19 protein-coding genes, 1 tRNA gene and 1 rRNA gene are annotated in these 14497 nt (G+C 44.1%); 2 read left to right on the forward strand and 19 right to left on the reverse strand.

Translation table 11 applies throughout. The annotated features are described in order from the left end of the window. Window positions 1–187: 187 nt before the first annotated feature. The 8 genes from FYJ45_RS22355 to FYJ45_RS22390 form a co-directional block, all read right to left on the reverse strand. Window positions 188–439 carry a hypothetical protein gene (locus FYJ45_RS22355; protein WP_154467296.1) on the reverse strand — a complete coding sequence of 84 codons (252 nt, stop codon included), beginning with the start codon at window positions 437–439 and terminating at the stop codon, window positions 188–190. 13 nt (window positions 440–452) lie between these two features. After that, window positions 453–608 carry a hypothetical protein gene (locus tag FYJ45_RS22360; RefSeq protein WP_154467297.1) on the reverse strand — a complete coding sequence of 52 codons (156 nt, stop codon included), beginning with the start codon at window positions 606–608 and terminating at the stop codon, window positions 453–455. Window positions 609–626: 18 nt separating this feature from the next. After that, complete coding sequence (locus tag FYJ45_RS22365) at window positions 627–1001, reverse strand: ImmA/IrrE family metallo-endopeptidase (protein WP_154467298.1); 375 nt, start codon at window positions 999–1001, stop codon at window positions 627–629. Then, entirely contained in the window at window positions 994–1239 is a 246-nt protein-coding gene (locus tag FYJ45_RS22370) for a hypothetical protein (RefSeq protein ID WP_154467299.1), read from the reverse strand. The genes FYJ45_RS22365 and FYJ45_RS22370 overlap by 8 nt, the downstream gene beginning before the upstream one ends. A gap of 120 nt (window positions 1240–1359) precedes the next feature. Next, the gene (locus FYJ45_RS22375) at window positions 1360–1614 is read right to left on the reverse strand and encodes a hypothetical protein (protein WP_154467300.1); all 255 of its coding nucleotides are present in this window, start codon (window positions 1612–1614) and stop codon (window positions 1360–1362) included. An 11-nt stretch (window positions 1615–1625) separates the two neighbouring features. Further along, a complete protein-coding gene (locus FYJ45_RS22380; protein WP_154467301.1) occupies window positions 1626–2471 on the reverse strand; it encodes an antA/AntB antirepressor family protein in 846 nt (281 codons plus the stop codon). A gap of 40 nt (window positions 2472–2511) precedes the next feature. Next, the gene (locus FYJ45_RS22385; RefSeq protein ID WP_154467302.1) at window positions 2512–3360 is read right to left on the reverse strand and encodes an antA/AntB antirepressor family protein; all 849 of its coding nucleotides are present in this window, start codon (window positions 3358–3360) and stop codon (window positions 2512–2514) included. Then, window positions 3357–3584, reverse strand: a complete 228-nt coding sequence (locus tag FYJ45_RS22390) for a helix-turn-helix transcriptional regulator (protein ID WP_154467303.1) — start codon at window positions 3582–3584, stop codon at window positions 3357–3359. Before FYJ45_RS22390 ends, FYJ45_RS22385 begins: the two co-directional genes overlap by 4 nt. 147 nt (window positions 3585–3731) lie before the next feature. Between FYJ45_RS22390 and FYJ45_RS22395 the strand changes: the two genes are divergently transcribed. Together FYJ45_RS22395 and FYJ45_RS22400 are read left to right on the forward strand one after the other, a co-directional pair. Beyond that, a complete protein-coding gene (locus FYJ45_RS22395) occupies window positions 3732–4094 on the forward strand; it encodes a helix-turn-helix domain-containing protein (protein ID WP_154467304.1) in 363 nt (120 codons plus the stop codon). 566 nt (window positions 4095–4660) lie between these two features. Beyond that, window positions 4661–5950 (forward strand): tyrosine-type recombinase/integrase, encoded by a 1290-nt coding sequence (locus tag FYJ45_RS22400; protein ID WP_154467305.1) that lies wholly within the window; start codon window positions 4661–4663, stop codon window positions 5948–5950. Between the two features lie 20 nt (window positions 5951–5970). On the opposite strand, the gene FYJ45_RS22405 is transcribed toward FYJ45_RS22400, so the two are convergent. The 11 genes from FYJ45_RS22405 to FYJ45_RS22450 form a co-directional block, all read right to left on the reverse strand. Further along, window positions 5971–6053, reverse strand: a tRNA-Leu gene (locus tag FYJ45_RS22405). A 71-nt stretch (window positions 6054–6124) separates the two neighbouring features. Beyond that, complete coding sequence (locus FYJ45_RS22410) at window positions 6125–7402, reverse strand: diaminopimelate decarboxylase (protein ID WP_102288668.1); 1278 nt, start codon at window positions 7400–7402, stop codon at window positions 6125–6127. 1 nt (window position 7403) lies between these two features. Then, on the reverse strand, window positions 7404–8132 hold the full coding sequence (locus FYJ45_RS22415; RefSeq protein WP_021638889.1) for a TrmB family transcriptional regulator: 729 nt from the start codon (window positions 8130–8132) through the stop codon (window positions 7404–7406). A 57-nt stretch (window positions 8133–8189) separates the two neighbouring features. Further along, window positions 8190–8432: a hypothetical protein gene (locus FYJ45_RS31055; protein WP_235930959.1), complete on the reverse strand. Its 243-nt coding sequence runs from the start codon at window positions 8430–8432 to the stop codon at window positions 8190–8192. 90 nt (window positions 8433–8522) lie between these two features. After that, window positions 8523–9653: a DUF2264 domain-containing protein gene (locus FYJ45_RS22420; protein ID WP_235930960.1), complete on the reverse strand. Its 1131-nt coding sequence runs from the start codon at window positions 9651–9653 to the stop codon at window positions 8523–8525. Window positions 9654–9703: 50 nt separating this feature from the next. Next, the gene (locus FYJ45_RS22425) at window positions 9704–10381 is read right to left on the reverse strand and encodes a uracil-DNA glycosylase (RefSeq protein WP_154467306.1); all 678 of its coding nucleotides are present in this window, start codon (window positions 10379–10381) and stop codon (window positions 9704–9706) included. Window positions 10382–10417: 36 nt separating this feature from the next. Continuing rightward, a complete protein-coding gene (hisF, locus tag FYJ45_RS22430; RefSeq protein WP_154467307.1) occupies window positions 10418–11179 on the reverse strand; it encodes an imidazole glycerol phosphate synthase subunit HisF in 762 nt (253 codons plus the stop codon). A gap of 15 nt (window positions 11180–11194) precedes the next feature. Beyond that, entirely contained in the window at window positions 11195–11803 is a 609-nt protein-coding gene (gene hisH / locus FYJ45_RS22435) for an imidazole glycerol phosphate synthase subunit HisH (RefSeq protein WP_154467308.1), read from the reverse strand. A gap of 184 nt (window positions 11804–11987) precedes the next feature. Further along, window positions 11988–12773: a hypothetical protein gene (locus FYJ45_RS22440; RefSeq protein WP_154467309.1), complete on the reverse strand. Its 786-nt coding sequence runs from the start codon at window positions 12771–12773 to the stop codon at window positions 11988–11990. A 314-nt stretch (window positions 12774–13087) separates the two neighbouring features. After that, window positions 13088–14107: a hypothetical protein gene (locus tag FYJ45_RS22445; protein ID WP_154467310.1), complete on the reverse strand. Its 1020-nt coding sequence runs from the start codon at window positions 14105–14107 to the stop codon at window positions 13088–13090. A gap of 285 nt (window positions 14108–14392) precedes the next feature. Continuing rightward, window positions 14393–14497: ribosomal RNA gene (locus FYJ45_RS22450) — 23S ribosomal RNA — on the reverse strand; the annotation flags it as partial.

Here is a 14497-nt window from a genome sequence, read left to right on the forward strand (position 1 = left end):
AAGCATTCATAATAGACCGTAAGCTACAGTATGGACTTTCGAAATATGCCCTTTCCTGTATGGCTTTATGCATACTCTGGCCTAATCCTATATATCTCATTTTTTCTCTCCTTTTTATTCTTTGGTTTATGCCGCCGGGTTCCGGTGTGGGGACACCATTCCCCGGAAGGCATACCTGTTACTCTTCTTATGATGCATCAAAAAGTGTATTGAAAAGTTTCCTTGCCTTTGCCAGATTATCCTCAATTCTGTCCACATAATCATAGGTAATGCGGGACATAATCCGACAATCATCATAACTGCACAATTTCTGGGCATCTGATTTCTCTGCTGCCAGTTTATCCCACAATTGATAACTCTGGTATCTGCCCTTCTCTGCATCATCTTCCATAACTGCCAGCAGTTCATCCAGTTCGGTAAGCAATTTATTATTCTTCATAGTTCCATCCTCTTTAACCCGCCGCCGTTGCCTTCCTCAGTCCCAGTGTTTCCCTCATGCAAGCCTTGGCCCCTTCACTCCATTCAGGTTCCTTCAGCATTTCCTGAAGCTCCTCATCCGTAGAAGGCTCCAGCAATAACATAATGATTTCTTTCATTTTTCCATCCATACCTGCTACCCCTTTCCCTCATACTGCTGCCAGGCATAACGCTCTCAGCAGAATCCCTGCTGCGAAGTCAGCCTGCCGCTCACATTTATCAGCATCACTGTGATTTTCCAAGTGCCCTAAATGTATGTGGGACAGCTCATGTGCCAGCGAAAACACCTTCTCTTCTGCCGAATCGGTTTTCTCTATCCCAATCACTTTCTTTCCCGCAATGGTGGCGACAGCTGCCGAACACAGGCCTTCCATGTCAATTTCCATCACACGGATTCCCTGGGCCTGTGCATTCCCTGACAGAAAGTGGTATAAATGCTTTGCCCTTCCCCTTTCAGAAATACGCTGATTGAGGATTACCGGAATCTGGCTTTCCGGCTCCGCACTGTATATGTATTTACTCATAAATTACTCCTTCCAGCATCTTCTCTCTTTTTATATCACAAACGGCCTCGATTAACTTTTTACACCAAACTATTACACTCTGCGGCATTTTCATTTCTTCCATCTGGGAAGTCCAGATTTTCCCCAATTCCTCCGTTTCAGAAACAGACCAGTCATATACTTCTTCATAAAATTCTCTGATAAGCGCCTTGTATGACTCTTCGCGTTTTTCCTCATTCTGAAAACCATGTTTTTTCATAAAAACCCCTTTCTTTTTCTTAGGGGATATGCTATCGTTAGGTTGTGTTTATTGGATAGCATATCCTTGATACTGCCTTTGTCAAAGCGCCAACTTTGCAAAGGCTTTTTTATGTAACAATTACTCATCTATTTTTCCCCAGAGGATTAATCCACGATCCTCCTTGCTGATTTTTAGAGCTTCACACAGGCACCAGAGCTCATCCAACGTAAAAGTTTCTGGCCGTTTCCTTTTATTCTGAAGAGTTCGTTTGACTACATCCATTTTTTGTGCCACATGCTCCTCATCCTCTCCACGCAGATCCATATATTTAGAAATAATTGATTGCGCTACTCTTCTCCGTTCCATTCCCGGTGTTAGCCTTGTTTTAGGCATCCTTCCCCCTCCTATCCCTGGTCGAACTCAAACTGATAAACTACCATACATGTTTTCAGACTACCTTTTGAGTTCTCATAGATAATCTTTACCGGATAATTGTTCACTTCCAACCAGCCCTTTACCTTATTAAGTACAGACGGTGTATACTGGGTTGTCACATCATCGTGACCGTTCCGAGTGAAGGCAGTTGTAACAATCTCGTTTTCTTCGATATCCATCTGCTTTATAATGGCACTGACTGCCAGACAATGCGGATTCCCTGTTTTCGACATAATGCCCAGTTCTCGTGCCATTTCCGTACAGTCATAAAGTTTCGGCATAGCCTCCTTATCAGTAAGCAATGGAGCTTTAACCTCATATCCTGCATCTGTATAAATCCGTTTTATTTCGGCGGCAATGAAAATTTTATCTACTCCAGCCTTTTCCAGCGAACTTTGCACATTCTTTACCATCATGTTTACGGAAGACAATGGAGTTTTCTTGACGGAAGATTTCTCTATTTTCTTCTTTTCTTTTTCTTCATTGTATTTCGCTTCCACCCTAATAAAATACCGGCGCACCCGCTTGCCCTGCTCATTACGTTCCAACATTGCCATTTCCTTGGCCGTATCCAGCTTGATGATGTATTCCTGCTTTGGACGGCCTCCTGAGGGTTTTTCACAATTTTGTGAAAAACTCTGATAATCCACATTTTCCGCGGCATCGCATTCCACAAAACGGCCTTTTATCCAATCTGTATACTGACGCTTACTGCCAAGATTATCGTATAACTCTGTACCATATACGACCTTCTCACCTGTGCTGGTCACATATACCGGAACCAATTCGTTTTCAAGTAATTTTAATTCGTTCATGTGTTCTCCTTTTCTATTTCAGTTCTCTTCAATTTAGACATTATTCAGACGAGCACACATTATAAACCGCCAGCATTTCACGGATTACCGATTCATAAACAGGCTTCAAGTCCTTGTCCCCTTCTATAATAGAAAGCTTGTTTATTTCCTCTATTTGCCGTTTTGTCGCCCCCGCCGTAGCAGCATCACCCCTTGCACGCGCAACCCTCTGGCTGAGCCTGCAGGAGCGCTTCTGGTTAAGTCGTTCGTAGCTTTCGTTCCATACTGCCTGATACCGCTCTTTTGTGCTTCCAATGAAGGGATAATTCTCACTTCCTGCAACCGCGGATATATTGTTTTTCACCCATGTACGGAAGTCCATCTCTACCGGCTTTGCCAGGGCCTGAGTAATCACTTTCTGATTCTCCTGAACCTTCAGCAGTTCTTCCGCCTGACGTTCCTGTTCTGCCTTCTGTCGTTTTTGCTCCATTTCCATATTGATCATGAACTGCAGCTGCGGTGACATCTCCTGCATCCGAAGCACCATTTCCTTGGCACCATCCTCTACCTTTGTAAAATAGTCTCTGGCATCTTCGCCCTTCTGGTTCTTCTGAGTCATGGAAAGTTTCTTTGCGAAATGGGCAGTAAGCTTAAAATCTTCACGCTGAATTTTCCCACCGGTGGGCGTCTCCGCATCAAAGAGGAATCGCACATAATCCTCGTTTTCCGTGGCAAATTCATTTTCTGTAATATTTGTTTTACACCACCTTGCAAAGTCAGCTTTCCTTAACTCCAAGAATCCATAAAGCTTTCTTGCAGTGGTCATCCCGTTCTCATCAATCCCCAAGGCAATCTCAATCGGGGTTAATTTTGATGTGTCTGTCTCTTTCTGACTAAATAATTCGTTCATGAGTCCTCCTTACTTATTCTACATTTTGTAGAAGTATTACCAAAAAAAATTGTATCAACACTTTCTCCTAAAGCATGTGCAATAATTTTAGCATTACCAATTGACACATTATCCGGATTTTCTTCCCACGCCGCATAAGTATTTCTATGCACATTACATTTTGACGCCATTTCTTCCTGAGATAATTCTTTCGCCAATCTCCATTGTTTCATTGTAAGTCCCATAATTTATTCACCTCCCTACGTTTTGTGGACTAGTGTTATAATATACTACATTTTGTAGAATGTCAACAGTTTTCTCTACAAAATGCATATTTCAATTGACATACCTCTACAAATTGCATATAATTCTAAGTAGAAAGGCGGTGTACTATGAGTATAGGTGATAATATTAAAAAAATAAGAGAACAGAGGAATTTAAGACAATCTGAACTTGCTGAAATATTAGGTGTAAGCGATAAAACTATTTCTTCGTGGGAAATAAACAGAACAGAGCCGAAAATGGGAATGGTAGAAAAAATATGTGATGCTCTAAAATGTAGAAAAACAGATATTATAGGGAATGAACAAGACAGTATAGATGAAAAAGCTACTGCAATTGGGCAAGAAATTTTAAATAATGAGGAATTACGCAAACTGTTCGATGCTTCCAGAGATGTGACACAGGAAGACCTTCGAACCATAAACGCTTTGCTGTTATCACTCAAAAAAGCTGCAGAAAGAAAAGAAAAATAGGTTTTGTCAAATCTTTGCTCAACGAAATTCGTTGAGCGAAAGATTTCCTGAATAACCATTTAGCTATGAGCTACTACTTACAATTTAGAATCCATTCGTCCAGCAAACAATATTGACTTTTGACAACCTAATATACTTACCCGGGCAGCCGGGAGGGCGTGCGTGCCATCCGTTCTGAGTCTTGCAGAAAGGATGATGCTTATGAGTACATATGAAGAACTCATGATAATCATAGCAGTTGCTGGATTAATCATTGCGATTCTGAATTTAAAAAATAAGTAAGCCGCCCTGCTCCTTGGCCGGATGGGCGGCTTACTAAAAAAGTTATACTCCGCCGGGACGGATAGGCTTAATCTATCTTCCGGCTGTCTTGTTAAGTATATTATAGCAAATATACTCAAAAAGTCAATTTAAAAACCGCTCCGATGTTCCCCAACACCAGAGCGGCCGCGCAAATACCAGCGAACTGATATAAGCCCTCAACAAGCATATTGTATCAGTTCCCGGTATATTTTACAAGCTTACCGGGCATTTTTATGCCCAATTTTAAAGAAAGGACTGATACAATGGCACGAATAAGAAAAGGCGAACTGCCCAGCGGCAACATTCGAAAACAAGTATTTGATCACTTTGAACCTCTGTTTGATGATACCGGACGCCCTATCATCGATCCCAAAACAGGCAAACAGAAGAAAAAACGGGTATACATCTCCATAACCAGAAGTTCAGTAGATGAAGTCAATCTTGCTAAAGCTGAAGTAAAAATAAATAAGGCTTCCAAAAAACAACCAGCAAATATCACCTTACGTGAGGTAATTGAGAAATATATCTCTTCTTCCGATGCAGTACTATCTCCTACAACAGTAAGAGGATATAATACCATTTTAAATAATGCCTTCGTCTCTATTATGGATATGAAAATTTCTAAATTGAGTACTGAGACTTTAAAGGAAGCAGTTAACCAGGAAGCCAAGCGGATGACCAGAGGGAAAAAACCGCATCGTATATCAGCCAAAACTGTCAGCAATGAATACGGCTTGATTGCTGCCGTCTTAAATATATATGCCCCCAGTCTCGATACCTCCGTAAAGCTGCCGGCCAGAAATCCTAAAAAACACGAATTATCTCCGCCAGATATAATTTTCAATATGGTAAAAGGAACAGAGATAGAGCTCCCGGTACTACTTGCTATGTGGCTTTCTTTTTCCATCTCAGAAATTAAGGGTCTGTATAAATCAAAATCCATATCCAGCAATGGTGATTATATCTCTATTGTTCAGGTAACTGTTAAAGTTGGGAAAAAAGAAATAACAAAGGATAATGCAAAACAGATAACACGTCACAGAACGCACCGTATCCCTGCATACATCAAAGATTTGATTGCCAAGGTAGAAACAGACCAGTTGGTAACATTAAGCGCTTCTGCAGTCTCTAATCGTTTTAAACGCCTGGTCCTGAAATATAAAATTCCGTATATGACTTTTCATGATTTACGACACGTAAATGCCTCTGTTATGACTCTCCTGAATATTCCGGATAAATATGCCCAGGAACGTGGTGGTTGGAAAACGGATGCTGTAATGAAGGGTACATATATGCAAACCTTCACCCGGGCCAGGGTTGAAGTAGATGATACCATAGATAACTACTTTGAATCCCTACTCTTCGGCACTCCGGAAAGCATAGACCAAAAGTATAAAGCATGGCTGCTACTGTTTGATATGGAAGATAATTCAGAAAATAAAATACTTTACAATTCCTTTATGGCTCAAAAAGAACGCATAATTCTTCTTCTCTCAGATACAGAATCTCAAAAAGTGCAACACGAAATGCAACACGAAAAGAAAAACCCCTGATAAACTCAGGGGTTTTGCACTGCCGGCGGCGGGACTTGAACCCGCACGTGGTTGCCCACAACAGATTTTGAGTCTGCCTCGTCTGCCATTCCGACACGCCGGCGCATCGGCTGATTGGAATTCCAATTCAGCCGAAATTTATAATACCATATCTGACCATTTATGACAAGAGTTTTATTCCTGAAAATCAAATTTCTTATAAATATCAAAACAGTCAAAGGTAGCAAAATAATCCTTTGGCGTCTCCGCTCTCCGTATCAGCTGCACCTCTCCGTTTTCCTTCAGAAGCAGCTCCGCGGATTTCAGCTTGCCGTTATAATTATATCCCATGGCAAAGCCATGGGCCCCCGTATCATGAATTACAAGGTAATCTCCCATATCAATCCTGGGAAGCATTCTGTCTATGGCAAATTTATCATTATTTTCACAAAGCGACCCCGTCACATCATATTTGCAGTCACAGGGAAGGTCTTCTTTTCCAAGCACCGTAATATGGTGATATGCGCCGTACATGGCAGGGCGCATGAGATTTACGGCACAGGCGTCACAGCCGATATATTCCTTGTGTGTATGCTTTTCATGGATCGCCTGCGTTACCAGATGTCCGTAAGGCGCCATCATAAATCTTCCCAGCTCCGTATAAATAGCCACATCTCCCATCCCGGCAGGCACAAGAACCTCTTCAAATACCTTTCTCACACCTTCTCCAATGGCCAGAATATCATTTTCAGCCTGATCCGGAAGATAAGGGACCCCTATCCCTCCGGACAGATTAATAAAACGAATATCCGCGCCGGTTTCCTTCTCCAGCCTGACTGCCAGCTCAAACATTTCCTTTGCCAGCATGGGATAATATTCATTCGTCACCGTATTGCTTGCAAGAAAAGCATGGATTCCGAAATGCTTCACGCCTTTTTCCTTCAGCATACGGAAGCCTTCAAACATCTGCTCCGTAGTAAAACCGTATTTCGCATCTCCCGGATTATCCATGATACTGTTGCTTATTTTAAAAACACCGCCCGGGTTATAACGGCAGCTCATCGTTTCCGGAAGTCTGCCCAGGATATCCTCCAGAAATTCTATATGCGTAATATCATCCAGATTGATGGTAGCGCCCAGCTTAGCGGCATAGGCGAACTCCTCCGCAGGCGTATCATTGGAGGAAAACATGATATTTTCTCCGGTCACCCCCATCGCTTCGCTCAGCATCAGCTCCGTCAGGGAAGAACAGTCACAGCCGCAGCCATAATCTCTTAAAATATCTATCAGAAACGGATTGGGCGTGGCTTTTACCGCGAAAAATTCTTTATATCCTTTGTTCCATGAGAATGCCTCTTTCAGCCTTGCGGCATTTTCACGGATTCCTTTCTCATCGTATATATGAAAGGGGGTGGGATAAGTTTTTGCAATCTCCTCCACCTGTGCTTTCGTTACGAATGGTACTTTGCTCATTTTATGCTTCTCCTTTTGCTTTCTTTTTCTTTCCGGTAAGTTCAATCAGCTTTATCTCATTGCGCATCGCTTCCTTCAGCGCATCCACAAATACCCTCTGCCCGGAATAGAGGCAGATATCCCTGGGGCTGCCGGTCAGTTCCCCCGTCAGCACATACCTGGAATCGGAAATCAGGCGCACCTGTTCTTCCTTTCCCTCTGTTTTATAGCTGACCGCGCCCTTCAGCTTCTCAGGCACCTTATCCGTGAGCAGGACCACCTTAATCCTGCGCTGCAGCAACGCTGCAATATCGCTTTCCATCCCGGAAAGCCTGGCCCCGGATGCCGAAAGGTAAATTCTTTTTTCCGCCTGCTCCATCATATGATGCATTTTGTCCAGGATCTGCTGCTCTCCCACAATAGTGATGTAGCCGTCGCTTGGCTCATCGGCCGCAGGCATATTCTCCTTCAGCCATTTCTTAGTATTTTCCATCATACGCAGTTTATTATCGCAGAATTCTTCCACCGGCACAGCCATGTATTTACTGCTGTTTCCTTCCAGAAGATAAGCGGCGCCCTTTTCAGCCAGCCCGGCCAGCGCATTATAGACATTGGAACGGGAAATCCCGGTGAGCTTCGCCGCCTCATAGCCTGTCAATATACCATTTCTGTACAGACACAGATAAATAGAAGCCTCCTGCCTTGTCAGACCGAATACCATCAGCTTTTCGATAAAACTCATCTCATCCATAAGTTTCCTCTTTCCCGCCCCTTCTTTAGTAGTTCCTTACAGGAACACTATAAACTGTCATATTCTTTTTGTCAAGGCCTTCCAATAATCCAGACGGTTCCATTGTGCCCTTACGCAGGTTTCTATTACCGTTACCCCTTCCATAATCCTGTATTTTACTGCAGGAATCACTGCCTTGGGATAAAGCAGATTGGTATTGGGATCCGCGTCAATAACAACGCCCGGCTCCAAAAGCCATTCCCCTGCATCATCCATATACTCTCCCGTCACCTCACAGGATGCATAACGGTTTTTGGTCATGCGGCCCCTTCCTCCGTCCCGGCTTCATAACCGTCGTCCGGATCTGACGCAATGCCGAAGCCGCAGTCATAGGCTTCACATTCCACATTACTAACAATCCTGTGGATTCTCCGGTGTCCCCAGCTTTCCGGAAGCACCGTGTTTTTCTACCTGGATATCCGGATACGGGGACCAACTGGAAAGCTTTGCACTCCAGAAGATATGATCATCCGGCAGCATCAAAAAAGCAAAGGTTTTCAAACTCCAATAAGGCGATCCCGGACCATTATAACGCTCTCCCATCACCAAATCCGGATATGCATATCCAATCGTTAAAATATGATCTCTGTCAAAAACAGGCTTTTTCAGCCAATCCTGCATATGACGCACAATAAGCCCCTTAATGACCTCCACAGGATACGGATACACCCCCGCCATCAGGCAGGCAGACCAGAAGCTCACCTGGGCAAAACGATAGGTAAGGGATCTGCCGAAGGGCAGCGCCGCACCGTCTTCATCAAACCAGTAAATGAAGGTTTTTCCAAAAAGCATAGCGCGTTCCTTGTAAATCCGGCATCTTTCCGGATCCTCTTCTCCCATGACCCGCGCATAAAAAAGGCAAAAATGTATAGCAAAAGAAACATAATAATCCTTCTGCCCGGAATCCCCATCCTGATACCATCCGTCTCCCAGATAAAATTCCTCCACACCCTGCAGATACTTTTCAAGCTTCCCAGCATCATATTTTCTTTCCAGCTTCATCAGCGCAACATTCACAAGCACAGCAAAAAGGATCCAGTTGCAGACCGGAAGCTCATATTGATTGATGCCGTACAGCCAGTCCGCAAGCCGATCCTTTTCCCTGTCGGAAAGAGGATCCCACAGCTTCCCGTGCGTTAGTATCAGACCATAGGAAATAGCCGCCATCTCCACGAATTTCTGGTCAAAAGCATGAAAACCACCCCAAAATTCGTCTCCTGTAGGATCGGTTCCGGCCACCAGCCCTAATCTGTAGATTTCTTCAAACCCAGCTTCCGTACCTCCTCCTGCCCAAAAAGGCACCAGTCCCCACAATGGTCTGGAAAAGGCCTCCATAGTCTCCGCTTTCCTGTCGTAGTTCGTTGCCGTAACGCCAAGCACCAACCGGGCTTTTTCCTCACTGTAATAAAGTTTCAGCGGCTCCACAATGGATAACAGAAGCTCCTGAAAATCCTTTTTGGAACTCCATATTTTATCAGACATCTTTCCTCCCTGTTCGCATCTGCTTATATCAGATATTCGCAGCAGTTTTATCAGATATTTTCAATTTGCCAGTCTATTGGTTCCACGCCATGGCTCTTCAGGAAATCATTGGCCTGGCTGAAATGCCTGCATCCGAAAAAGCCCCTGAAGGCCGACAGCGGACTGGGGTGGGATGCCTTTAGTATCAAATGATTCGGGTTGGTCAGCATCGGAATTTTACTCTGCGCAGGACGCCCCCAAAGCATATATACCACAGGCCTGTCCTGCCGGTTTACCGCTTCGATCACAGCATCCGTAAACTGCTCCCAGCCTCTTCCCTGATGAGAATTTGCCTGATGTGCCCTGACCGTAAGCACCGTATTGAGCATCAGCACACCCTGGTCCGCCCATTTTTTCAAATACCCATTGTTTGGTATGTAGCAGCCCAAATCCTCATGCAGCTCCTGATATATGTTCACCAATGACGGCGGAATCTCCTTTTGATCCGGTTTTACGGAAAAACTGAGTCCATGTGCCTGATTCACATTATGATAGGGATCCTGCCCCAGAATAACCACCTTCACCTTGCTCAGGGGGGTAAAATGAAATGCATTAAAAATATCTTCCGCAGGCGGATAGACCACATACGTGGAATACTCCTTTTTCACAAACTGGAACAGCTGCGCATAATATGGCTTCCTGAACTCATCGCTGATTTCCTCCAGCCAGTCATTCTGTATCATTCCCATTCTTTTATCTCCCGTCTTCCGCGCATCCGCCTGACTTTACAGCCGTACAGATACGCCTTTCTCATTTAAGTATTCTTTTACTTCCCTGATTTCCAGTTCCTTATAATGAAATAAGGACGCCGCCAGAACCGCCTCTGCGCCTCCGTCTGTCAGTGCGTCGAAAAAATGCTCCAGCCTTCCCGCGCCGCCGGATGCGATAACCGGAACCGGAACCAGATCCGCAACGCGCTTGGTCAGTTCAATGTCATATCCCGCCTTCGTACCGTCGCAGTCCATGCTTGTAAGCAGAATCTCTCCCGCACCCATCCTTGTTACCTTTTCCGCCCAGGCAAGCGCATCAATACCCATATCAATTCTGCCGCCGTTTTTATAAATATTCCAGCCGCTTCCATCGGCCCTGCGCTTAGCGTCAATAGCCACTACAACACACTGGCTTCCAAACTTATCCGCAGCCTCGCTTATCAGCTCCGGCCTGTTGATAGCGGAGGAATTGATTGATATTTTATCCGCACCTTCACGGAGCAGCACCCTGAAGTCCTCCACGGTACGGATGCCTCCTCCTACCGTAAAAGGAATAAAAACCTTCTCAGCCACCCTGCGCACCATATCCACAACGGTTTTTCTGTCATCCGAAGAGGCTGTTATATCCAGAAATACAAGTTCGTCTGCACCGGCCTTATCATAGGCCTCTCCTATCTCCACAGGATCACCCGCATCCTGAAGGTTTACAAAATTAACTCCCTTAACCACCCTGCCGTTTTTTACATCCAGGCAGGGGATAATTCTTTTCGTATGCATCCGCCTATCTCCTTATCATGTGAGAGAAATAAAATTCTTCAGAATTGAAAGCCCGACAGAGGAACTTTTTTCCGGATGGAACTGACATGCAAATACATTATCCTTCTCCACGGATGCATGTATCAAAGTTCCGTATTCCGTCTCCGCAGTTACAATAGAAGGCTCCGTCGCTTTCAGATAATAGGAATGGACAAAATACACATAGGGATTTTCCTCTATTCCTTCAAAAAGCCTGCCCGGATTGGGAAACGTCAGCGAATTCCAGCCGATATGCGGTATTTTAAGGACATCTTTCTCCGGAATACGCAGGATTTCCCCTTTTAAAATCCCAAGGCCCTCCACTCCCGGGCTCTCTTCGCTTCTTTCAAACAAAAGCTGCAGCCCCAGGCAGATTCCCAGAAAAGGGGTTTTGCGGCGGATTGTCTCCTTTATCACATCCACAAGCTGGAAAGAATGAAGCTTACCCATGGCATCGCCAAAAGAACCTACCCCGGGAAGAATCACCCTGTCGGCTGCCAGGATGCGCTCTGCGTCCCTGGTGACCTCCGTTTCTTCTCCCAAAGCCGCAAGTGCTTTCTCCACACTTCTGATGTTTCCCGCATCATAATCTATTAACGCTATCATGCTTTCCTCCCTGCACTATCATTTTTCTGCACTATCATTTTTCTGCAATTTCATTGTCCTGCACTTTTATTTTCCAGCAAATTCATTTTTCGGTACTTACAATTTCAGTACATTCATTTTTCAACGCTTTATCTCATTACCGTAGTGTAGCATACTTATTCTGAACCTGCAATCCTCAGTCCATTCAATTTTTCAAAAACTCCTCCGGATTTGCCTGGATGGAAACACCCTTTTCCTTCAGTTCCGCAGTCATCTGATATAACCTACTGTGCACTCTGTAAAAGCGGGCTTTCTGATTGAAATAGGCAACTTTTTCAAAAGGGAAACGGATTACCGTAGGATATTCCATACCGGCGCCCAGCTCCAATATACAAAGCTTTCTGTTTAAGGTTCCCTGAAGCCACTTCGTATATTTTTCCCATTGAGGAAGATACCCCTCTTCTTTATAACCAGGTGTATCTATTCTGTTGAAATACATTATGGAACAGCATTCCGCACATACAGGGAAATCTACCTTTGAAAGCTGTCCTTCGCACTGCCTTATTTCCTCCATGACCTGAGCTGTCACCTGTTTATCCCAGACAAGCGGCTCCTGATCCGTACTGCATTCCGAATGGCACTGAAGCGCCCGGAAACCACCGCAGGGGGTAACAATACGGCCGACATCCAGCTTTGACGAATAAATATAATCATCCGTACAAAGAGACACCACAAAATAATTTTTTCCTTCCAGCAAGTCTGCCAGCCTGTTGTAAGCATCTATTTTTCCGGAATCCGGGTTCTTTTCTCTATAATAACATTGCAGATACTGCAATATTGCAGCTGCGTCCTCCTCTTTCTCCGCCTGGGCCATCAAAGATGAATAAAAACTGTCATTTTCCATTTCCTTATACGTTTCTTCCATCTCTTTTCCAATACCCACCAGAACCATCTGGGCATCCGCTATCTCAGCGAGCAATTCTTTCGTCATAATCCGCTTCCTCTTTTCAAACTTTTCACCGCATTTCTACTTATGCAGGATAACTCCTTATTGTAAAACTGCAACACTTATTCCTGTTAATAGTATCATAATGTTTACATCGCATCAAGTAATGAAAATCTATCTCTTTCTTCCTATAAAAATCTATTCCTTTTCCTCTTCCTGGCGGCCTCCTTCCGGGAAGCCCCATCTGGAATGGATCCACAAAGCGCAATGTGATTTCCTTTTTTGCTTTTATGCCAATAAAAAGGCAGCATCCTGTGAAAACAACAGAACACTGCCGGGAAATACTCTTTATATATTTTTTACTCTGCAGCAATATTAATTGCATGCATATAAGCATCCGAACCTCGTACACAGGTAACTGCAACCTTTTTCCCGCTGACCAGTGCCTTACAATTGCTGAGCGTGAACAGCACATCCAGTTTCAGTTCCATTTTACCCTGCGCAGTACTCAGATAAAGCAGATTCTCATTCGATTCACGTTCCACAGTACCTTTTACGGTTACAATAGACGAGGTATCAAGCTGGACTGCCGAGGGATTGTTCTTTGAAGCCACAATGGCGGAGGCATGAAGATAGGCATCCGAGCCGCGGTAAAAAGAAACCGTCACCGTATTGCCGGGTGTAAGAATCATACCTTTGCTGGTATCCGTATCATTGTCGATTACAAACTGCATTTCACCTTCTTTGGTAGACAGATACAGAAGATTATCCTTTGTGCTGTCACCTACCGTACCGGTAACTCCTGGAGCTGTATTGCCTTTCGCTCCTCCTGCGGTATCTGAAATACTGATGGCATGCATATAAGCATCAGAACCTCTGGCACAGGAAATAAAATAAGTATTTCCCGCCACAAGATAAGAGCATCCGCTCATACCCGTATTCGAATCCAGCTTAATCTGCATTTCGCCGGCGCTTGTATTCAGATACAGAATATCATCCTTGGTTTTATCACTCAATGTCCCCTTTACCGTAACGGTAGTGGATGCGTCAAGTGTGGTTGACGAAGTCTGCGTTTCGCTGGTAATCTTAACAGCATGAAGATAGCTGTCCGAACCACGGGATACGGAAACGCTTATTTTCTTGCCGGGCAGCAATATCTTGCAGGCACTGGCATCCGTATCGCTGTCGAGCTTTATTTCCATATTGCCCTGCGGTGTGGAGAGCCTGAGCAAATCAGAGGTTGTCCCCGATGAAATAGTTCCCTGCACTGTTGCAATAATCTCATTCGCCTTAACCTCAAGCTGATTTATCGGCATTACGGATATTCCAAGTATCAGGCAGATAGTCATACATAGCTTAATTATTCTGTCCTTCTTCATAACCATCCCTCCATAGATATCATCATTAATCTACATAAAGCAACAATAATATAAATTTATCATATAATATTTAGCCGGGAAACGCAATATACTTTCCCTAATTGCTTTTTTATTAAGAATTTCTTTCGTAACAATTCATATATCTTAACCTTTGATATCTGCAAATATCAACAAAAAAACCTTATCTGAATTTCAGATAAGGCAATTATTTCTATCATATAAAATCCATACCCTCAAAACCGAACATTGAATCTAATCTCTTTTCTCTCCAAAACCTGCTTCTTTCAGGATAAGCCCTCGACCGATTAGTACTGGTCAGCTGCATACATTGCTGCACTTCCACCTCCAGCCTATCTACCTCATACTCTCTAAGGGGTCTTACTTACTGGG

This window comes from Eisenbergiella porci (assembly GCF_009696275.1).
Taxonomy (GTDB): Bacteria; Bacillota; Clostridia; order Lachnospirales; family Lachnospiraceae; genus Eisenbergiella; species Eisenbergiella porci.